The organism is Cecembia lonarensis LW9 (genome assembly GCF_000298295.1).
Taxonomy (GTDB): Bacteria; Bacteroidota; Bacteroidia; order Cytophagales; family Cyclobacteriaceae; genus Cecembia; species Cecembia lonarensis.
Map to the genome: position 1 here is coordinate 1 of NZ_AMGM01000049.1, position 23,328 is coordinate 23,328.

Sequence of the window (23,328 nt, forward strand, 5' to 3'; positions counted from 1 at the left end):
TTTGTACCATCCCCCTAGCCAGAGGCAAGAGCAGGAGTGACAGTATAGAAAATATTCTCATTTCTGCCAGAGAAATCGCCGAAACCGATGTCAAAGAAGTGGTTTTAACCGGCGTCAATATCGGAGACTTTGGCATTCAAGATGGTAAAAGAAAAGAGAAATTTATAGACCTGATAAGAGCTTTGGACGAAATAGAAGGAATCGAAAGATTCAGAATTTCTTCCATTGAGCCCAACCTTCTTACCAATGAAGCCATAGAATTTGTAGCCCAGTCTAAAAAGTTTGTCCCACATTTTCATATCCCCCTTCAGTCCGGCAGTAATACTATATTAAGAAAAATGGGCAGAAGATACCTCAGGGAACTTTATGAAGACAGGGTTAGCAAAATCAAGACATTGATGCCACACTGCTGTATTGGCGTGGATGTTATCGTGGGATTCCCTGGTGAAACAGATGCGCTTTTTCTAGAAACCTATCAGTTTCTCAATGAACTTGACATTTCCTACCTCCATGTATTTACTTATTCAGAACGGGCCAATACCAGAGCTGTAGAAATGGACGGTATAGTTCCAATCAAAAAGCGGAATGAACGCTCCAAAATGCTGCGCATTCTTTCGGATAAAAAGAAAAGAAAATTTTACGAGGAAAACCTGGGCAAGACCTTTACAGTATTATTTGAAGAAGACCTGGAGGATGGTAAAATGCATGGCTTTACCGAAAACTATATCAGAGTTGCAGCCAAGTATGACCCTATTCTCATCAATGAACTGAAAACAGTGACACTTAATGAAATCAACGAACAAGGAACTGTAGAGGTTATTGAGCCAGAAATCGTTTACGAAAGCCATTAATTGATTTTTATGAATATTTTTTATAACTATTTAAATTTTTAAAGTATAAAATTTAAACAAAAACAACATAAGTTGGTTATACTATAAAAAGACAAAACTTATGTTACAATTCTTAAACCCAAGTGGAAGAATATCAAGGAGAAAGTATTTGCTTTTCTTTGTGATATTTTATTGGACCAATATCATATCATTGACAAAAATGTATGAAGCTTATACTATTGGAGATTTACTATCATTTGCAGCTTTTGGCATAGTCCTAATTACAACCATAGTGCTCTTGCTCATTCAATCAATTAAACGGCTTCATGACATAGGATTGGATTGGAAATATGCTTTTTACCTACTCATTCCACCACCAATCAACTTCATAGGTTTTATATGGCTGGCATTAAAAAAAGGTGAAAAAGGAAGAAATGAATATGGTGAAAGTCCTTTGATGACTGATGCCATTTAAGTAGGGCGTGCTGAAAAACGCCAATTGGAGAATAATTTCTTTAAATTTTGATGAATACCCCATTTATTAAGAGTAGTCTTTTTAAGCAGGTGCAAACTTATTCAATGATCTAGTTTGATTTGCGTGCACTTGAAAATTTCAAATTTTGAAATTTTCAGGCTAGCCTCAGGCATACCATCTTCTTCATTGGGCTCATTCGAAGTATAAGCATACATCTTCATTCGCCCGCTTTGAAGCTGGCATGCCTGAGACTTTTTCAGCAAGCCCTAAGTAGGCATCAAAATCCACCTTTATTCAGTCAACTATAGTGGTCAAGTACTAATCCTTAATAATTTTAATTTTCTCCTATTTTTTTCACTATATTAAAATCCATAAAGTGGATGAATCATGAAAATGGAATTTAGGCTAGAAAAACGTTTTTTTCTGTCATTTTTGACCTTGTTGACACTATTCTCTCTGGCATATACGCCCAATAAGAACAGGCTATTTGAAACTATAAACCCGAGAAAATCAGGAATAAGTTTTAATAATAAGCTTACTGAAAATCAGAAAAACAATATACTTACATATGAATATTTTTACAATGGTGGAGGAGTAGCTATTGGTGACATCAACAATGATGGGCTCGATGATATTTTTTTCACGGGCAACATGGTTGAAAATAAGCTCTATCTCAATAAGGGAGATTTCAAATTTGAAGACATCAGTAAATCCTCCGGCGTAATAGGTAAAAATTCCTGGACTACAGGGGCAGCCATGGTGGATATCAATGGCAATGGGCTGTTGGATATTTATGTATGCTATTCCGGAAATGGTGATATCGAAAGCAGGAGAAACCAACTTTTCATTAATCAAGGTGATATGACCTTCAAGGAGGCAGCGAAAGCTTATGGAATCGATGATCCATCTAATAGTACCCAAGCCCTTTTTTTTGATTTTGATAATGATGGGGATTTGGATCTTTTCTTATTGAATCACCACATAGAAGTTATCAATGAGTTGGAGTTTGACCAAGCTCGAAAAGTGAGGCATCCTTATGCTGGAGATAAACTGTATAGAAACGATAATGGCCAATTCATTGATATCAGTGAAGAAGCCGGCATCAAAGGAAGTGCACTAGGCTTTGGTCTGGACGTAATTGCTTCAGATATCAACGGGGATGGCCTGTTGGACATCATGGTCAGCAACGATTACATCGAACCGGATTATTTGTATATCAATAATGGCGATGGCACTTTCTCCGATGTCATGCCCGAAATGCTGAGACATATTTCCCACTTTTCCATGGGACTTGATATAGCTGACATCAATAACGATGGACTTGTTGATATCTTTACCTTAGATATGCTCCCTGAAGATAATAAAAGACAAAAGCTACTCTATGGACCCGAGAATTATGAGCAATATGCACTCATGATCAATAGAGGATTTTTCCACCAAAACATGCGTAACATGCTCCACCTCAATCAGGGAAATGGAAGTTTCAGTGAAATTGGCCAATTGGCTGGCGTATCCAATACAGACTGGAGCTGGTCTGCCCTTTTTTTTGATGTAAATAATGATGGACATAAAGATTTATTCGTCAGCAACGGCTACTTCAGGGATTATACCAATAGGGATTTTTTAAAGTTTAAAGGAGATTATTACTTTAAAGCTGCTGTAGCAAGGGAAAAAGCCGACACGCTACATGTGGTCACTTCCATGAGTTCTACCCCAATCCCTAATTATCTATTTGAAAACAATGGAAACCTCAAGTTTGAAAACGTTTCATCAATTTGGGGTGTTGATATTCCAAATTTTTCAAATGGGGCTGCCTTTGCTGACCTTGACAATGACGGACAATTGGACTTAGTCGTTAACAACGTCAATAGCCCAGCTTCTATTTATAGAAACAGGTGGAATGAGAACACTGGAAAAAAAACAAACTGGCTGCAAGTCCAATTAAAAGGTAATCTTCAAAACTCCACAGGAATAGGGGCAAAAGTAGAAATATATCATGATGCTAAATACCAAATGACCGAACAAATGCCAACCAGGGGTTTTCAATCTACTGTTCCCCACAAGGTTTATTTTGGTCTTGGTGAGTATAAAAATATTGATTCCTTAATCGTTACATGGCCAGGCGGAAAATCCCAGGTACTTAAAAATATTCCGGCCAATCAACTTATTACCCTCAATGAAACAGATGCCCAAAACCGCCTGCATGCCCTCCCTGAAATCAATTCCATTTTTACAGTGTCAGAAGAAGTGATTCCATTCCAACACATAGAGTATGGGTTCAATGATTTCAAAAGACAGCCTCTATTGAATGAAATGCCCTCTTATATTGGCCCAGTGATGGCCTATGGAGACATCACCGGAAATGGTTCGGAAGAGATTTTTGTAGGTGGGTCAAAAGATACACCTGGTAAAATTTACCAATGGAAAAATGACCGGTGGATGGTGTATCCCGGTTATCATCCAGAATCAGATTATACAGATGCCGGTGCTGTCTTTGCTGATTTTAACGGGGATGGCCATGTAGATCTTTATGTGGCAAGTGGGGGATATCATGATTATCTGACAACCGATGAGTTTCTTCAGGATAGGCTTTACCTAAATGATGGGAAAGGAAATCTTATTCACTCACCAGATAACCTACCGCGTATCAGAAGCAGTGCATCTTCGGTTGTGGAGGCAGATTTTAACGGCGATGGTTTCCCGGACTTATTTGTTGGAGGCAGAATTGTTCCAGGCAGGTATCCTACCACACCACAAAGTCACCTTTTGATCAATGATGGCAAGGGTTTTTTTAAAGATGAAAGCAGCAAATACCTCCCAAATAGTGGAAAAATAGGAATGATTACAGGTGCTATTTCATCCGATCTAAATAAAAATGGCAAAAAAGACCTGATACTTATCGGTGAATTTATGCCCATAACCATTTTAATCAATGATGATTACGCAAAATTTATCGATGAAACCGCTAAATGGGGTAACCCAGAACAAATAGGCTGGTGGCGAAGCATCGCTGCTGGAGACTTTAACAATGATGGTTATGAAGATTTCATTGTGGGAAATTTTGGCTGGAATTCTCAATTAAAAGCATCAAATGAATTCCCTATTAGCCTTTATTACGGAGACTTTGACGGTAATTCTTCCATAGACCCCATTCTGGTAAATTATGTACAGGGAAAACCTTTCCCATTCCCCAGCAGAGATGAGCTTCTGGATCAAATGTACAGCCTTCGAAGTAAATTTACAGATTATGCCTCTTATGCCAATGCCAGTATTGAACAGGTCCTAACTAGGGAACAGCTAAAGGATGCTGAGATATTGAAAGTCAATGAAATGGGGTCAATATATCTCCAGAATTCAGGCAGTAAACTGGAAAGCAAACTTCTACCCATTGAAGCGCAATTTGCTCCTGTACAAGCCATTCACCCCTTTGATTATGACGGAGATGGCAACCTCGATTTTATCCTGGCCGGCAATCAAAGTCAGATTCGTATCAGACTGGGTGTAATGGATGCGAACCAAGGGCAGTTGTTTAAAGGAGATGGAAATGGTAACTTTACCTATGTAAACCAACAGCAATCAGGATTCAAAATAATTGGCGATGTGAAAAGCATCATTCAGCTTCCTGCATTCCCTGAGCAAATTCATTTTGGAATAAACGGTATCGGGGTAAAAACCTATGAACGGAACAAATAATGCCTCCCTTTAGAAAAACATATCATTTAAAAGATTCAATCCTGACATTTGGGTTTACCATTATTGTTTCCTTTTTTGTTCTTTTTTGTGCCAATGATTCTTATGGACAGCAAAAAAAGATTGACATAGCGCTTTATGTGGACCACTTGTTCCATATAACTGAAGTGATGGTCACCGATGTGGCTTCACCTCCGGCAGCAGCCAGGTTTTATGCCTACAGTACCTTGGCTGCCCATCTTTCATGGTCTGAGATCCATAATTCACCAAATCACCAAAAACTACTTCCCAAAAGTTTGATCGGTGACTTGCAGCTTAAGTCACCTCCCTCTGGCCTCAATCCTGAATTTGTTGCAGTTTACAGCATGTTAGAGGTAGGCAAGAACATCATGCCTTCAGGAAAACTTTTGGAAGTAAAACAAGCGGATTTGGTAAAAAATGCCATAAAAAACAAGTGGTTTTCCAGAAGATCAGCGGCTCAACACTTAGAATATGCCCAATACATCGCAGGTGAGGTCATGAAATTAGCCAATACTGATGGTTACAATAAACTGAGTACCTTAACTAGATATTCCCCAAAAAAGGGGGAGGGCTTTTGGTACCCTACTCCTCCTGCTTACATGGCTGCTGTAGAACCTGAATGGAGAACCATTAGACCATTTTTTATCGAAAACAATAAAGCATTTAAACCAGCCCCTCCAGCTCCATTTAGCTTAGAAAAAGGAAGTTCTTTCCATACACAACTCTTGGAGGTATATGAGGTAACATCCGATTTGGATGAGGAAGCTGTTCTAATTGCTAATTTTTGGGATTGTAACCCGTTTATGGTACAATACTCAGGACACATGGCTATAGGGATAAAAAAAATCTCCCCGGGAGGACATTGGATGGGTATCACGGGAATAGCTTCACAAAAAGCCGGTTTGGATTGGGATGAAACCCTTTATATCCACACCTTGGTCTCCATGGGACTACATGATGCCTTTGTGAGTTGCTGGGAAGAAAAGTATGACTCGGACAGGATTAGACCTGAGAGTGCCATTAATAAATATATAGATGAATCATGGCGTCCAATTCTTCAAACTCCACCCTTCCCGGAATATACCAGTGGGCATAGCGTGATTTCTACGACGAGCGCAATCATTTTAACTGATTACTTTGGAGATAATTTTGAATTTATAGATAGTTCTGTAGTTTATTTTGACTTACCTGAAAGAGCTTTCCCATCATTTAATCAGGCTGCAGCAGAAGCTGCTGTCTCCCGCTTATATGGAGGCATTCACTTTAGAGATGCGATTAAAGAAGGCGTAAATCAAGGCAAAAGGATAGGTAATTTCATTTTAGAAAAAATTAATGCTCAGGTAAGCCTTGCAGATCAACAGGAATAGCAAAAGGATTTAAAAGCCGATCAACCAGTACGGCAACCTGTAAACGGTTAAGCCGCTGCTCAGGCTTGAATAGTCCCTTTTCAAATCCAGCATCCCCCCAGGCACCTTCTATATCTTTCAATTGAATTTTATCATCGATTTCACGTAATATTTCATGGAAGAACCTTAAGGTTAGCATTTCACCTGATGCTGACCAATAATTGATTAAATTGGTATAAAATGGCCTAAGCCCGTCTGCCAATTCAAATTCTGACACCTCTTTTTCAGGATAAAACCAAGTCTGATTGGCCCATTTATAGGGCACTCCAAAGCCCTTCAGGATCCCTGTTGCCCCAATCCTTTGGATAGCTTGAAAGTGCCTATGATCTGGTTTTACGTCTATAAATGGCATGATATAGGCATTAGATTTCAAAAGATTTTGCTGTACAGATCTTACTGAAACCTCCTGAAGGTTTTTACCCTCTGATAATGCTGTAGCGGCCAATGCACCGGCAGCCTGACCAATCCCAAGGACCACTGGCTGTAAACGACTGGCTCCATTTACAATATTGGAAACACCAATATTTTTTTCAGCCACAATAAAATGGGTAGATCCTACAGGGATTAGACTACCTAGGGGGATATTGTAGGATGGTACACGTATTTTGATAAAATCAATCTCAGGTGCTTCCGGGTTCATTTTATGATGATGATCAATGGTATAATCTCCCACTGCTATGCCTGTCCTATACAGGGCCTGATCTTGCCTGTAAGGATCTAAAACATGAGGAAGGGTCAACATACTTTCTGCCAGGGTCCTCCTTGACTCCCTGTGATAGGGGATAAATGGTAAGCCATCATGCGTAGGGTATTCATCGTCAGCAATACCTAGATGATTATATCCCAGTTCATGTTGGATATAATACACAAAACGCAAGGAATGCAATTTGGCCTCTTTCAATGCTTCATTTCTATCGTCAGGACTCAATTCAATGATGTTCATGTATATATCGTTGCCACAATTTGGCCAGTTAATCATGTATTTTCCGTTTGGTAGCCGGCCATAATTGAGCATTTTTTGACAGTCATTTGTCGGATCATCAAAAGAAGTAGGGTCAGCATGGTCACAGGCACAAGCAAAAACAGCTGGATCATACCCTTCAGGCCGGGGGATGGTCATATCCTTCCCTTTTCCAAAATCTTTCAAGGTAACCACGTAAGTTAGGTCTTGTACAATATCATTGGCCACTTCAGGAGCATAGGATTCTCCAAACCTTTCCTGACTGTCCATACCAACAAAGTATTCAAAATCCAGAGTAGCCATTACATCTCCCAACTCTGTCGCATCGATTAGCATTTTGGCATAAACTGTCCTCTCCTTGTTGTCCTGAAAATAAACAACATTCCACTTTCCGCCCTCGAACTTTACTTCCTTCCAAGTAACTTGATTTAAAACTGTCAATGAAGGTTGTTCTTTAACCCAGTCTTGAAAAAATCGATTTCCAACAGAAGGCTCAAACAGCGTATTGGACACCCAACCTGTTTCCACAGCTTCAGGTCCTCCATAATGGGCATAAAGTTTCTGCCTAAACTCCCCCCAAATACCGGATGGCATATGATGATTCCCATCAATAGCGGATACCCCAGCGGCAGTTAGCATACCTCCCAGCCAAGGGGTCTCTTCCAATATCAAGGTTTCTACCCCCATCAGGGAAGCTTGAATACCTGCTGAAACCCCACTAGCACCTCCACCAATGATTAATAGCTGAACCTCTTCCTGAGCAAATCCGGGAAATGAAAAACAAAGCAATAGAACGATGGATTTTATATATCTAAATTTCATTGTGTTTTTTTCCTTCTCAATTATAATTACACCAAAATCAGCTTCACCTTTGTGCAAAGTATATTTAATTATTTTTGAATGTTAATTTTATGGCCTAATTGTTCCCTAAGTGCTTATTTATAGCTTCTAATAAGATCAATTCATCCGAATCTTCATGATATTCCCAAAACATCATTCCTGCTAATCCTTTTTCTTTTATAAAATCAGCTTTAGCTTTAATTGAACTAGAATTTTCATATGTCAAAAAAATTGAATCTTTTTCATTCCATAAATAAGGGGCTTTACTAACACTGTCCCAATATTGCTCGTAATCAGGATTATCCAAAAATAATTGGATGTCTTTGAAAGAAAAATTTCTCCAACCTTGGGCTGACTGATAAAGTCCTGAGTTAATAGGATACACAGATTTCCAGGCCTTACCATAAAATGCTGCCCCCAAAACCAGCTTTTTTGCCGGCACTCCTGCTTCAAGATGTAGTAAAACTGCATCATATGCTGATCGCATACTATCGTTTGAAGCAAACAAATTGGCATGATGTCCTGTTTCGCTGGCCCAGACTCCTGTAAAATCATAGGTCATTATATTAATATAATCAAGGTGTTTTTGAGCTTCTCCGAGATTGTTAGCATCTACATAAGCCTTAAAACCACCAGAAGCAATGGTATTTAGGTAATATTTCCCATGTATTTCACCTAAACTATCCAATGCACTTCGTACAGACTCAAGCATCAAAACAAAATTCTCACGATCTTCTTCTCTGTATGGGTTATCATTACCAGGAAGACCTGGATACTCCCAATCAAAATCCAACCCGTCTAATTGATGCCTAAGTAAATATTCTAAAGCTGAATCTGTTAATCGTTTTATTCCTTCAGGTGACGATACAGCATTTGAGAACCCTTTAGACCAGGTCCAACCTCCTATCGAAATTAGTATCTTTAGATCGGGATTTACAGTTTTCAGGGAATTGAGTGCAGCCAAATTCAGACTATCCTGCTCAAATCTCCCATCGCCTTCTGTGACTCTTCCATCAATCAAATTTGCGAATGCGTAATTTATATGAGTAAATGAAAAGGGATCTATAGCGCTAATATCGAGATTTTTCCAGCCCGCTACATAGCCTATTACCTTAAATGGTGGTTCATTATTTGATAATTCGGTATTAGTGGAGCAACCATTAGCGAATAAAAAAATTAATAGAAATAGATTTCTCATTGCATATGTATCTAAAAAAAGGTGCCATTGGTCATGGCACCTTTTGAATTGAACAAATCATTATGGATTAATTTCCACCATCCCACCAAGTTTTGGTCATAAGGAAATCACCGCCTATTCTGGCTCTTGCAGCTTCATAATTTTCTGGATTAGCTCCTATTTCAGCCTCCCAATAACGAAGTCTCCTTGGAATTTCGTTGGCTTCAAACCTATTAGGATCTTGCGTTGGTTCCAATATTGGGAAACCAGTTCTTCTCCAATTAGACCATGACTCTATATCATTAAGCCAAGTAGCTGCCCAATACTCTTCGCCAATTAATCTTAATTTATCTTGGTTAGAAGCAGAAGCAAAGCCTCTCCCAGCTATATATGCATTGATTTCCTCTGCAGATCTGGCGAAAGAGGGATCAAATGCTACCCAAGCATTAATTGCTCCTGCCACTCCATTGGCAAAATGGGTATTTGCATCAGAACTAATCCAACCTAAAACTGCAGCTTCTGCTTTCATCAATTCAACTTCAGCATAAGAAATCAACCAATATGGGTCTTCCCAATCTAAATATTTCAGATTAAGCATGGAAAACATCCTGTTACCAACACCAGGGCTTGTAAATTCCTCAACTTCAGCGGGAGTCAATACATTTCTGATTGTGGTAGAATTATAACCATTTGGCATACCTCTCTGCGCCGCAGGATCAGTATTCCAGGTGGAAGGATCTGCTTCAGGATTACCTAAACCACCGGAAACAATCATCAACCTCGGATCATTGTTATCTTTCATCCAATCAATGAAAGTCTTACTTATTTTACAATCACGGGAATACTTGTAGGTATTCCAATATCCGTCATTTAAGCCATTCCTATTTACACCAAAAGGACCTGTTGTAAACTGAATTGTACCATTATCAGCGTTAGAGGTAAATGCTCCACTATTATTAGCCTCTACGAATACCTCTCTAGCTTTTTGAGGATCTACATTACTCATTCTCATGGCAATTCTCATCAAAAGAGAATTTGTAAACTTTTTCCACTGATCAATATTACCACCGTACATAAAATCCTGTGAAGCAATACTTCTGGCACTGTTTGAAAACATTTCTCTTGCTGCCTTCAATTTATCAACCATATCATAATAGATATCCCTTTGTTGATCATAAACAGGAAACCAGTTTTCCTCTCCCTCTAAACCTTTCCCAGCCTGAAAATAGGGTATATCCCCATATAAATCAGTCATTCTATGCAAATCAAATATCCGCATAACTGTGGCAGCGGCATGAACATTGGCTTCAGCAGGATTCCCCTCTGTCTTATTGATTACATGTGAATATAAGCGGATAACATCTGTGTAATGCCTTTCCATGTATGCACCACTATATTGCGCATTATAGAAATACTTATCACCACTAAAATACCCCGCTAAAGAAGATGTGTGCTGAATCATTGTTGCAGCATAAAGCATATTTGCCCTTGTATTTTCATACTCCCCTGCTATCCTTAAAGTTGCTAAGGAAAACAAATACTGCATATCCATGTCAGTAACGGCATTCGGATCGATATTCATATCGAATAATGCTTGTTCGTCACAAGACGAAAATGTCAAAGTTACAGCTAATAAAAGACCTGTTATTTTTCGTATAGCGTTCATAATTCTTTCAATTTTGATTTTACAGTTCCTTAGAAGTTCAAATTGACATTAAAACCAAAGTTTCTTGTCACCGGCATTGCAAAGAACTCTAAGCCCTGACCATTTCCTGATACCGTATAAGCAGATTCAGGATGAATGTTTGGAACATTAGACCAAAGCAAAGCCAGGTTTCTACCCACAACAGATATCGATGCTGACTCAAATGGTGTTTTAGCCAACAAATTTCTTGGTATAGTATATCCAAATGATAGTTCTCTAAGCTGAATAAAAGAAGCATCATAGACGATATTTTCAGTAACTTGAGCATACCTGCTGTAATAGTTATTCAGCCAATAGTTATCAGGGTCACCAGCTACAGCAGGAATATTCCAAGTCCGCGCCTCTCCATCTCTAGTGACTCCTGATACGGTTAGGCCATTTTCACGCCCCACCAATGTTTCTTGATGCAAACCATTTGAATAAGCGAAAAAGTTGGTTCCCGAAACTAAACTTCCGCCATATCTCATATCAAATAATACCATCAATCTAAATCCTTTATAAGAGAAATTATTGGATAAACCAGCTGATACAGGGTGTCTACCTTCTGCCAATGTTTCCAACCCGTCCGTCCAAACAGGTAAGCCGTCATCATCATACACTTTCTGACCATCAATTGTTAAATGCTTAAAACCTGCAATCATGCCCAAAGGCTGACCTACTATATGACGGATTCTTTCCCTTCTTAATCTGGATTCATCCAAGTTGATGAATTCAATTGGATCGCCTGCTGCATTATTACCCAAACTGAGAACCATACTTTGGTTGTTTGCATAATTCAAAGAGAAATCCCATTGGAAATCCCTGTTTCTAATGGCAGTAACGTTCAATAACAGTTCTATACCTCTGTTTCTTAATTCACCTATATTAACTATTGTAGATCCAAAACCAGATGTTGCTGAAATACCTGTTGCCAATATGTCATTGGTTGTAGTTCTTTCATAGTAAGCCACATCAAGACCTAATCTATTGTCAAAAAATCTCAAATCTGCTCCAAATTCATATTCTGAGGATAAATATGGCTGAAGTGCGTCATTTGGAATTGATCCATTATTAATTTGTCCAAGGCTTCCGCCCAAATGTCCTGCACCAACCAATCCATAAGTCAGGTTAAGAGCGTAAGGATTTGGCGCTCCACCACCCGTTTGCCCCCAAGAAGCTCTTAGTTTAGTAAAGGTTATGGCTTTGGGCATTTCAACTACATCACTAAGAACAAAGCTTGTGCTTACAGAAGGGTAAAACAACTTGCTGTTTTCAGGTGCTAATGTCGAAAACTGATCTTGTCTTGCAGTTAAATTCAAGAACAAGAAGTTTTTATACCCTAAATTTGCAGAACCAAAGAAAGAGTTAATTCCCCATTCCGAAAACCCATAACCCACTGAAGGATTTGCTACGTTTCTAACACTAGAAAAGAAAGGTACTACCAACTCATTTCCCCCACCTCGGAGACTTTCAATGGATCTTCTCATTCTATTTGCTCCCACCATAGCATCAACAGAGAAGTCTCCAAAATCCTTTTGTGCACCAATGAACAAGTCAAGATTATCCTCTCTAATAGTCCTTTTGGTGACATTATAATCACCAAGGGGCTTGTAGGCAGTTCCGTAAGGTTCGGAAGAGTCATCAGTCCTTGCTTGAAAATCTGTTCCCGCTCTCCCCATTACATATAACCAATCGGTAATATCATACCTTAAAGATGCCTGACCCAATACCCTATCTGTTACATCTTCTCTGTAAAATTGGTGCGCAGCCCAATACGGGTTGGTCTGAAAGACATTCTGCTGATACCTTAATTCTCTTAAGTCTTCTTGTGCTCCCAATTTTTCACCAGGGCCTCTCATTGCTGAAAAAGGTAAGTTCCCAGGCCTGTTAAGAACTGAAAAATTAGCATTTCCCGGTGAATCTGACAGTCTAGGCCTATTTTTTGCATTTTGATTTGAATATTGACCACTAAAATCAAGTGTTAATTTTTCACCTAATTTACTGTTTATATTAACATTGAGAACTTTACGCGTGAAACCTGCATTTGGCATAATATCCTCATTTTGCAAGTCTGAGTAGGCAAATCGGTAAGTACCCTTTTCATTTCCCCCACTCAAAGCGACAGAATTATTTATAGTTAAGCCTGTTCTGTAGAAATCATTAATGCCCTCACCAGTATGCGCGTATGGCCTTGAAACTCCGTCAAATTGAAGAGAAGGTACACCATCATACCTAGCCCCCCAATGACCTTGGCCAACTTCCATTGCTTCATCTGCAGTCAAAGGCCTAATACCATCTCTACCTGGCCCATAAACTCTTTGATAATCCGTAAGATCCCAAGCACGATCAAAAGTAATGTTACTGTTTAATGAAACACCAATACCTTTTCTAGCTTTACCAGATTTAGTTGTAATCAAAACCACACCATTAGCCGCCCTAGCACCATATAAGGCAGCAGCTGCATTACCTTTCAAAACAGAGATACTTTCAATGTCATCTGGGTTGATGGAAGCTAATCCATCACCGCCATCATTACCTCCCCACATTCCAGCATTGCCTAGATTTCCTGTTTCAATTGGCATACCATTCACCACATATAGAGGCTGATCATTTCCTGTCAAAGAAGAACCGCCTCTAATCACTACTCTGGTAGAACCTCCTGCTCCTGTGGCAGGGGGCGATACATTTACACCTGCGATTTTACCTGTTAATGCATTTCCTAAATTAATCGCTCTGGATTCAGTAAATTTGTCACCACTAACTTGGGTCACGGAGTACCCCAAAGCCTTTTTATCTTTTTCCATCCCAAAAGAGGTTACTACTACTTCGGCCAAGTCTGACATATCCTCATCAAGTGTCACATCCAACTCTGAACGATTACCAACCAAAACCTCTTGAGGAGAAAAACCAATAAAAGAAAACACCAGCGTAGTGGTATTGGTAACAGAAATCGAATACCTACCATCCAGGTCGGTGGTAGTACCAGTATTAGCCTGCCTATCCAGGACATTTACCCCTGGAATTGGCTCACCTGAAGGGTCCACTACCCTTCCAGAAAGCACACGCGATTGAGCAAAAGCTTCTTGCTGGAGGACAAACCCTACCAACAACGCGAACATCAATTGTACAAGTTTTTTCATATGATTAAATTAAAAGGTGGTTTTTTTGTTTTACATCCCCTATTCATAAAGAATTATATTCTTATGATTTGGACTGAAACAAACATTACTCAATAAAAACAAAAGATTTATGAAATTAAAAACCTCATAAATAACCTTTTGTGATATTAAATTTGAGCTAATTTATTTTAAAAAAAGATTTAAAGAAAATTTTTATTGATTTTTTTTACCTATCAATTGGTAATTATTAAATTTTTTAATTTTAAGGGCCGATACTTTTGTAAATATTTTAAAAAACAAGCAGTTCATTATCAAAAATGGGTTACACTTGTTTATTTTTTGTAGAATCCGAATAAAAACAGAAGGGCAATTTCTTAATAATACCATTTTTTATCCATGAAGAAACTGTGTCAGCAGCCAATTAAAAAAATGGATGTTTTTACCATTGATTAACATTAGGCTTATGGCCATATCGCACAAAATGTAGCAAGAACTAACTATATTCCACCTTTCTTCAGTTCCTTAACAGCATAATCTACAGCCCTTGCTGTCAATGCCATATAGGTTACAGAAGGATTCTGGGAACCCGTGGAAGTCATACAGGCCCCATCAGTCACAAAAACATTTTTTGCCTGATGTATCTGATTCCATCCATTTAAAAGTGAAGTCTGAGGATCTCTCCCCATTCGCACACCACCCATTTCATGAATATCAAGACCGGGTGCTTGCTGGGTATCCCATGCCCGTATGTTCTTACACCCCGCAACCTCAAGCATTTCAGTACCCTGCGCTAAAAAATCTTTAATGATTTTTTCATCATTATCATCATAATCAATGGATATGACTAGTTGAGGGATACCCCAAGCGTCCACATCAGAGGGACTTAACCGAACGTGATTATGCTCTTTAGGAATGGTTTCTCCCTGCATCATCATAAATACATGCCAAGGCCCTGGCTCTGAATTTTTTTCCTTGAAATCAGGACCAAAAGGCTGATCCTTAAAGCTTCCCCATGCACCTCTTCCTGCAGTATAAAAACTCATATAGCCCCTTAAAAAATCGGTTTCCTGTTTATGGACATTGCGGAAATTGGGCATCATGACCGCTGTAGGACGTCTACCGAAATAGTATTTGTCTTCATAGCCTTCAAATGAGGCGGAGATATTTCCCCTGTAATTATGAAATGCCACATACTTCCCTAGCAGTCCGTTATCATTTCCTAACCCATTTGGAAATCTATTGGAGGTACTATTGAGTAGAATTAGGTTCGAGTTTAAAGCCGATGCGTTTAAAAAGATAACCTTTGCAAAATACTCCACTACTTCTTTGGTTTCAGCATCTACAACCCTTACGCCTGTGACTTTTTCCTTATTATCATCATAGATTATGGAATGCACCACAGCATCAGGTCTTAAGGTTAAATTACCGGTGGCTGCAGCAGCTGGCAAGGTTGCGGAATTGGAACTGAAATAAGCTCCAAAAGGACAGCCTCTGTAGCATTGATTTCTGGCCATACATTGGCCTCGCCCCATTTCCAAGTGGTGCCGGGCAGGCTCGGTCAAATGCGCACATCGACCGATCATCACATGCCTGTCTTTATAAGATTTAACAATCCTATCCCTTATTACTTTTTCCACGCAATTCATTTCCCAAGCGGGCAAAAACTCTCCGTCGGGCAAGGTTTCTACACCATCATAATTCCCACTTATACCGACAAACCGCTCCACATAACTGTACCATGGAGCAAGGTCATCATACCTTATCGGCCAGTCCACAGCAAAGCCATCCCTTTCAGGTGCTTCAAAATCAAACTTACTCCAACGTTGCGTTTGCCTGGCCCAAATCAAGGACTTTCCACCTACCTGATAACCCCGAATCCAATCAAATGGCTTTTCCTGCTGATAGGGATGGGCGCTGTCTTTAACAAAAAAATGCTTTGTATCTTCCTGGTAAGCATAACATCGATTGACCACAGGGTCCTGTAATTTATCTGCCAAGGAAATTCTATTGCGACGGGGCATTTCCCAAGGATTTGAAAGCATTGTAGGATAATCCTTTTTGTGCTCCACCATTCTCCCACGCTCCAGCACCAAGGTCTTCAATCCTTTTTCACACAACTCTTTGGCTGCCCAGCCTCCGCTGATACCTGATCCTATCACAATGGCATCAAAGTAATTTGTTTTCTTGGCCATAACTTTATTCGTATCTCAAAGATTCTATGGGGTCCAACTTACTGGCCTTCCTTGCTGGAAAATAGCCGGACGACAACCCAACAAAAATACAAATTACGAAAGCAACAAATATCCACAACCAGGGTATTAAGAATCCGCCCGGACCAATGGCATTGGCCACAATATTTCCAATCCCAATACCAAGTATCACACCCAGAATTCCTCCTAAAATGCATATGACGATAGCTTCAATTAAAAATTGCTGTCTTATTCTTAAAGGTGTAGCACCAAGGGCTTTTCTGATGCCGATTTCGCGGGTTCTCTCTGTTACTGAAACCATCATGATATTCATAAGGCCTATGGCTGCCCCCAACAAAGTAATGAAACCGATAGTAAATCCCCCTATTCTTAAATAGCCTGCCACTTCCTCCAAACTCTCACCCACTGAGCGACTTTTGGTGATTTCGAAAGAATCCTCTTCACCCACTCTATCTCTTCTAATTTTTCTCATTAAACCTGTAGCCTGCCCCATTTCATAATCTAACTTCAATGGATCTGAGCCGCTTACTGTAACTGTATAACGAAAAGTGCCTCTTGTATCCAGCCTACTCGCATTTTCTACCGGGATAAAAATAGCCCTGTCCGGACCAGGACCTCCCCCAACACTGCCCTGTTTTTCCAATATACCTATAATAGTATAACGCCTGCCATACACGGTAATGTAATCGTTCAAGGGCTCTTCATCCTTCCCAAAAAGTGATTCCACAATATCAGTACCTATAATGCATACATTGTTACCATACTGTATTTCAGTGTTACTGAAGTTTCTTCCTTTCTCTATTTTGATGCCTTTGATATTAAAATACAAATCATCCACCCCGGTAAGCCTCACATTCGGGTTGGTTTTTTTTGATCCTTTCTTTACTTCTGCTGCTCCGGTAACTGTAATAAATACTGTAGAGGGAGCTACGGAAGCAAACTCATTTTGGAACTCAATGGCTTCCCTAAATTTTACAATTGGAAAAACCTTCTGTGCCCTGCCATCTTGAACTGCAGGACCACCTGAGGACCCCTTTGATCGTAAATCAAAATTACTCGCCCCCAATCCTGCAAAACTCTCCTCAATCTGCGCTTTGATTCCATCGATGGCTGTAAGCATGCCTACCAAGGATGTGATACCGATGGCTATGATTGTTCCAGTCAATATTGTCCTTAGTAAGTTTACCTTAACTGAATTGAGCGCTTCTTTGATGTTTTCGATCAGGTTCATAATTTGTCCGATAAGGAACAGTTTGGTATAGGATGTAGTCAAATAAAGACTAAGTATAAAAAACTTATCTGATTTTTTAAATCAAGCCAGAGATTTTTGGGATTTTTAATGCATACGGTCGCCTCTGACTTCCAATTCTTTTATGACTTCAGCTTCATAAGTCAGCCACTCCTGCCAACGTTTATTTACCTTTTCCAGCTCATGTATACTTCTTGCCAATTCTATAAAGTTGACGTAATGTCCGGCCTCAGACACCATCAGTTCATAATAAAACTTTTTCAGCTCATCGTCTTGAACGTGCTTTGAAAGCAATTTAAACCGCTCGCAACTCCTGGCCTCAATCAATGCATTCATCAGTAAATACTCAGACAGCTGCTGGGCTCTACTACCTCCTTTTTTAATAAACTGAGAAAGCTTTACCACATATTCATCCTTTCTTGGTTTACCCAGTGGGTAGTTTCTTTTTTTCAAGTGATCCATGACCCTTTCAAAATGCCCCCACTCTTCTGCTACGACTGGGGTTAAGGTATCTACCAATTCTGGAAAATCAAAAAAATTAACAATCAGGGAAATACAGGAAGATGCTGCTTTTTGCTCACAATAGGCATGATCTACCAGGATATCTTCAATATTCATTTCAGCAATGTTTACCCATCGGGGATCCGTCGGCAACTGGAGATGCAACATTTTTTGTTTTGTACTTTCTTCCCAACTCATAAATCAATCGAATAAGGGCCAGCTAATACCAATATCCAATACCCTTCTTAATCCTGTATAGAAAGGTGTGACGAAATAGCCTGGCTGCTCAAGCATATTTATATTTAAATGATTAAATCTTAATAAAATTCTTGTCCGGTTGATCCTGGCATTTAAAAAAAAGTCTATGACCGGATAGGCAAAAACATTAAAATCATTTTGGAGGAAAAACTGCTGCATGGCAGGATTATAATTCATCGCAAAATTATCCCCCCTGTATCTACCTTCTAGACCAATCTGAATAAAGAGATTTTCATTAAACAGTGGACTGTCGTAATAAATCCTGGAATTAATCACCCAGTCAGGAATCCTGAAGTTTTCAGCCGATGAACCTGATAGAATTGTATAATAAGCCTCTGATTCCCAAAAAAACTTTTGCCTGATATTGAAAATAGATTTAAACCCAGGAATCAGCATAAAAGCATCGCCTGAGGCCTGAGCTGCCTGTTGCGCTTCATTAAAAAATACAAAATTGTTCACCCTGTTAATGGTCACATTAGGCCGCAAAGCCCAACTTTTAAAATCCAGCTTCATCAACCCTTTAACCTGATCTACGCCAATATTGCTAAAGTTATTGGTCCATTGATGATGATTGCCAAAGTACATCATCTGCATGGAGGTTGGCTTGTAAATGGCCTTGGTGTAAGATGCCTCTAACCAAGGTGAAATAAACAATCCCTGTAACCTAAATGCCCCTGGAAGCAGGTATTCACCTTCGGCTTCAAATCTCCACTGTTCATTGATTTCTCCCCGTAATGCTCCACCCAAAAAGAGCTCATTGAACCTGTTGGGGGCTTCAAAGCTAGGACTTCTCATGCTACCGGTTCTGAACCTTACAAATGCATTGTAATACAATGGTCCGATGTCCCCTTTAAAACCTGCCTCATTTCGCCATACTGTAAATGTATTGAGGTTGCGGGTAGTATCCTGATTGTTGAATCGGTCCGGATTAAAGTTTACAAAAAATAAGGAGTCTGCTGTATTAAGATTGGCAAAAAAGGAAACCTCCTGTTTTTTCCTGTCAAAAATATGATAAACCTGCCATCCTTTGACAAGCTCATATTCATGGTATAGATGTACTTCTTGCCTTAAATCTGAGGCACGGGCATTTCTGAGCCAAACTTTGGCATCCTCATAAGCAAATAAGATGGAGTTTTCGTCAAATTCGGGCGGTATAATCCCCCCCTGCTCGTTGACCTTATGTTTCATTCTTGAGAAATTGGCCAATAAAAAGTACTTCTCATTCTCTGACTTATAATTGGTGTGGAAAGAATAACTGTTATTATCGGTTAAATTATCATCCCGAGCACTGGGATTGAGTGTTTTCCTGGCCCTGATGGTGTTCAGGTTAAACCCTACATTCCACCTTGGATTGACATTTCTAGCAAAAGCCAAATCCAACATGTTTCTATTACCTCCGCCCCAAAATGCATTCATCTGCGTATAAGGCGATTTGGTATCGTAATACTTCATGCTGTCAGAAGCATTGAAATAAAGATCATAGGCATGAAAACCTGATGTGGTCCCAATCATTTTTGGGACTTGGTAAAAAATCGGCATTGCTGCACTCCCAATATTGCCCAGATCCTGGTACATCCACCCTGATTTGGCTACAGGCTCATAATTGTGGAAATTATTTAAGATGGTATCGATTTCATATTTTTGTATCCTATTTTTCCGGACATCCTTTTCAAAAAAATATAAGGTGGTTTTGGGCCCAAAAACCATTTTGGTGGAATCATCGATAAGTTTTCTCCTGCCTCCTTCCTCTATTTGCCTGTCAGGATCCTGCTGTTGCTGCCCCTGCATTCCTGGAGGAGCTTGGCGCTGCTGTCCCTGCAAAGGCCGAATGGGCACAGGATTTTGGGCAAAGGCTTCAATTGCACCAAAAACTAAAACAAAAAAAACCGCAATTTTAAATCTCACTGTGCCTGTATTTTTCCGCTACTATATCTTCCACTTTTCTTTTAAGCCACATCTGGCAATCAGGATCCATCCTTACTTTGACGGGCAGGACAAAAATCGGAATTTCTGCCAAATATTCATGAAATGCTGGATTTTTTAGTTTGACTGCATCTTTTTCTGTAGTCAAAACCATGACATCGCCCCCATTGCCTACCGAATTACGGATTTTTGTGAGATCAGCCGCTTTATAGAAATAATGATCTCCAAAATTGAATCGTGCCACTACTTCATACTTGGCATTCACCTCCTCAAACAATAAGCTATCATTGGCAATACCTGAAACCAAAACAACTTTTTTCTTCTTTTCTTGTACATTTAAATCCATGGCATATGGCTCACCATAGACCATCTTGGCAAAACAAACTTTTGCTGCTGTAAACTTTTTGATTTTTGAGGAGTACGCATGTTTTTCCTGCGCGGTAACATCAGATGGCGTTTTGGTCACCACCACCAAATCTGCCCGACTTGCACCGCGAGCACTTTCCCTTAATGTCCCTAAAGGCAACACATAATCATCAAAAAAAGGTTTTTGAAAAGTCGTAAGCAATATGCTGAAATCGGCTTTTACATAACGGTGCTGAAATGCATCATCTAAAATAACCAACCGAGTCTCTGGTTTTATACCCATGATTTCAGGAATCGCCATCACCCTGTCTTCTCCCACTGCAACAGCTATTTCAGGGCCATATTTTGAAAAAATCTGAAAAGGCTCATCTCCTATTTCCCTAGGCCCTAAGACCCCATCTGCAAGTCTAAACCCTCTCGTTTTCCTTCCATACCCCCTACTAAGGGTAGCCATTTGAAATTGATCCCGAAAATTCTCTATCAGGTACTCCACCATAGGAGTCTTACCTGAACCTCCCAAGTTTAAATTGCCTACCACGAGCGTTGGAACGCTGAATTCAGTGCGCTTTTTAATCCCTTTATCAAACATCAAATTGCGCAGGGAAGTGATTCCGGTGTACATCAAATAAAAAGGATAAAGCAAGGGGCTATACCAGCGCATCGGTTAATTTTCTTAATTTTGGACAAAGTAAAATAAAAATTATGGTTTACAAGATTCAGGACATTGTTTCTTACCTCGAAAAAGTAGCTCCGCCAAGCTATCAAGAATCTTATGATAACTCAGGATTGATAACAGGCAATCTTTCAGATGATGTCAAGGGTATTTTATGCAGTTTGGACGCTACTGAAGAAGTTATTGATGAGGCCATTTCTTTGGGATGTAACTTGGTTATTGCCCACCACCCCATTATTTTTAAAGGACTGAAAAGCCTTACCGGAAAGAACTATGTAGAAAGAACCGTAATCAAGGCGATCAAGCATGACATTGCCATTTATGCCATACATACCAACCTGGACCATGTTGCACACGGAGTAAACAAAAAAATTGCAGATAAAATCGGACTCGTCAAAACCTCTATCCTACAACCCAAAAAAGCCCTTCTTTCAAAACTGGTTACTTTTGTGCCGTTTGAAGCCAAACAAAAAGTCCTCACTGCTCTTTTCGAAGCAGGAGCCGGGGAAATTGGGGCCTATGCCGGTTGCAGCTTTATCTCTGAGGGAATAGGGACATTCACCCCATCTGATCAGGCCAATCCACATAAAGGATCCAAAGGATCGCCCCACGAAGAGCCGGAAGCGAGAATAGAAGTATTGTTGCCATCATTTTTGGAAAAAAAGGTTTTAGCCGCCCTTAAAATATCTCACCCTTATGAAGAAGTGGCTTATTATATGCATCAATTGGAAAATGAAAACCAACTGGTAGGCGCTGGAATGGTGGGCGAATTAGCCTACCCCGTAGATGAGCTTGAGTTTTTGAAGTCCCTTAAGTCCAATATGGACCTGCAGGTCATCAAACATACCCAACTTTTGGGTAAGCCGATCCAGAAAGTAGCGCTCTGCGGAGGTGCCGGAATATTTCTTTTGCCCTTAGCTAAGCGTTCAGGAGCAGAAATTTTCATTACTTCTGATATCAAATACCATGAATTCTTTGATGCTGAAAATCAGATTATTGTGTGCGATATAGGGCATTATGAAAGTGAAATTTTCACAAAAGAATTATTGGTAGAGATATTGTCGCAAAAATTTACTAATATTGCACTCTATTTGACAAAAGTAGTTACGAATCCCATAACTTACCTATAGTACATGGAAAGTACAGTTGCACAAAAGCTTGAAGCCTTATTAAACCTTCAAAAAATAGATTCCAGACTCGACGCAATTTTTAAAGTTAGAGGAGCCCTTCCAGAAGAAGTTCAAGACCTTGAGGATGAAATAGCAGGATACGAGACGAGACTAGATAAATTCAATCAAGATATTGTCGCTCTTGAAGATGACATCAAAAGATTCAAAGAAAACATCAAAGAATCTGAGAAACTGATCAAGAAATACCAAGAGCAGCAGATGAATGTCCGAAATAACAGAGAGTACGACGCCATCACCAAAGAATTGGAACTTCAGGACTTGGAAATTCAGGTTTCCAAAAAGAAAATCGGTGAGGCTCAGGCCAAAATCGAGAATAAAAACAAGGATGTTGATGAGTTGAAAGACCACTTGAAAGAAAGACAAAAAGATCTGACCAACAAGCAGGAAGAGCTCACAACCATCGTATCGGAAAGTGAAACTGAAGAAAACAAGTTAAAAGCCGATAGAGACAAAGCGGTTAAAAAAATTGAAGACCGGCTTTACAAATCTTACTCCAAAATCAGAAACAATGCCAAGAATGGTTTGGCCGTTGTCATGGTCAAAAGAGGAGCGTGCGGCGGTTGTTTCAATGTGGTACCTCCACAAAGACAAGCGGATATCCGTGAAAAGAAAAAATTGATCGTTTGTGAGCATTGCGGTAGAGTATTTGCAGGTGTAGAAGATGAAATCGAGGAAGAACCGGTAAAGAAAAAAAGAAGCAGAGCTTAATTAAAGAGTTTAAAAGCCCGAATAATTCGGGCTTTTTCTTTTTAACG

15 protein-coding genes are annotated in these 23,328 nt (G+C 39.6%); 6 read left to right on the forward strand and 9 right to left on the reverse strand.

The features are described 5' to 3' along the window. The 4 genes from B879_RS13975 to B879_RS13990 all read left to right on the forward strand — a co-directional run. Positions 1 to 851 (forward strand): MiaB/RimO family radical SAM methylthiotransferase (locus tag B879_RS13975; protein ID WP_040400750.1); only part of this gene is annotated, 851 nt, incomplete at its 5' end. 100 nt (positions 852 to 951) lie between these two features. After that, a complete protein-coding gene (locus B879_RS13980) occupies positions 952 to 1,305 on the forward strand; it encodes a DUF805 domain-containing protein (protein ID WP_009185845.1) in 354 nt (117 codons plus the stop codon). Positions 1,306 to 1,692: 387 nt separating this feature from the next. Continuing rightward, complete coding sequence (locus B879_RS13985; protein WP_009185846.1) at positions 1,693 to 4,998, forward strand: VCBS repeat-containing protein; 3,306 nt, start codon at positions 1,693 to 1,695, stop codon at positions 4,996 to 4,998. After that, positions 4,998 to 6,383 carry a vanadium-dependent haloperoxidase gene (locus B879_RS13990; protein WP_009185847.1) on the forward strand — a complete coding sequence of 462 codons (1,386 nt, stop codon included), beginning with the start codon at positions 4,998 to 5,000 and terminating at the stop codon, positions 6,381 to 6,383. Before B879_RS13985 ends, B879_RS13990 begins: the two co-directional genes overlap by 1 nt. Here B879_RS13990 and B879_RS13995 read toward each other — a convergent pair. From B879_RS13995 to lpxK, 9 genes are all read right to left on the reverse strand, one after another. Further along, positions 6,346 to 8,205 (reverse strand): FAD-dependent oxidoreductase, encoded by a 1,860-nt coding sequence (locus B879_RS13995; RefSeq protein WP_040400766.1) that lies wholly within the window; start codon positions 8,203 to 8,205, stop codon positions 6,346 to 6,348. The genes B879_RS13990 and B879_RS13995 overlap by 38 nt on opposite strands. A gap of 94 nt (positions 8,206 to 8,299) precedes the next feature. Next, entirely contained in the window at positions 8,300 to 9,421 is a 1,122-nt protein-coding gene (locus B879_RS14000) for a glycoside hydrolase family 18 protein (RefSeq protein WP_009185849.1), read from the reverse strand. A gap of 67 nt (positions 9,422 to 9,488) precedes the next feature. Further along, entirely contained in the window at positions 9,489 to 11,066 is a 1,578-nt protein-coding gene (locus B879_RS14005) for a SusD/RagB family nutrient-binding outer membrane lipoprotein (RefSeq protein ID WP_009185850.1), read from the reverse strand. A 29-nt stretch (positions 11,067 to 11,095) separates the two neighbouring features. Next, on the reverse strand, positions 11,096 to 14,224 hold the full coding sequence (locus tag B879_RS14010; protein ID WP_009185851.1) for a SusC/RagA family TonB-linked outer membrane protein: 3,129 nt from the start codon (positions 14,222 to 14,224) through the stop codon (positions 11,096 to 11,098). Between the two features lie 476 nt (positions 14,225 to 14,700). Next, entirely contained in the window at positions 14,701 to 16,395 is a 1,695-nt protein-coding gene (locus B879_RS14015) for a GMC oxidoreductase (protein WP_009185852.1), read from the reverse strand. A 4-nt stretch (positions 16,396 to 16,399) separates the two neighbouring features. Next, complete coding sequence (locus tag B879_RS14020) at positions 16,400 to 17,644, reverse strand: ABC transporter permease (RefSeq protein ID WP_009185853.1); 1,245 nt, start codon at positions 17,642 to 17,644, stop codon at positions 16,400 to 16,402. Between the two features lie 105 nt (positions 17,645 to 17,749). After that, positions 17,750 to 18,361, reverse strand: coding sequence for a MiaE family protein (locus B879_RS14025; protein WP_193786164.1), 612 nt, complete (start codon positions 18,359 to 18,361; stop codon positions 17,750 to 17,752). A 3-nt stretch (positions 18,362 to 18,364) separates the two neighbouring features. Then, positions 18,365 to 20,326 carry a putative porin gene (locus B879_RS14030; protein WP_009185855.1) on the reverse strand — a complete coding sequence of 654 codons (1,962 nt, stop codon included), beginning with the start codon at positions 20,324 to 20,326 and terminating at the stop codon, positions 18,365 to 18,367. Further along, positions 20,316 to 21,371: a tetraacyldisaccharide 4'-kinase gene (gene lpxK, locus B879_RS14035; RefSeq protein WP_009185856.1), complete on the reverse strand. Its 1,056-nt coding sequence runs from the start codon at positions 21,369 to 21,371 to the stop codon at positions 20,316 to 20,318. The genes B879_RS14030 and lpxK overlap by 11 nt, the downstream gene beginning before the upstream one ends. A gap of 41 nt (positions 21,372 to 21,412) precedes the next feature. On the opposite strand from lpxK, the gene B879_RS14040 reads away from it, so the two are divergent. Together B879_RS14040 and B879_RS14045 are read left to right on the forward strand one after the other, a co-directional pair. Next, complete coding sequence (locus tag B879_RS14040; RefSeq protein WP_009185857.1) at positions 21,413 to 22,513, forward strand: Nif3-like dinuclear metal center hexameric protein; 1,101 nt, start codon at positions 21,413 to 21,415, stop codon at positions 22,511 to 22,513. Between the two features lie 3 nt (positions 22,514 to 22,516). Continuing rightward, on the forward strand, positions 22,517 to 23,281 hold the full coding sequence (locus tag B879_RS14045; protein WP_009185858.1) for a zinc ribbon domain-containing protein: 765 nt from the start codon (positions 22,517 to 22,519) through the stop codon (positions 23,279 to 23,281). The last annotated feature ends 47 nt before the right edge of the window (positions 23,282 to 23,328 follow it).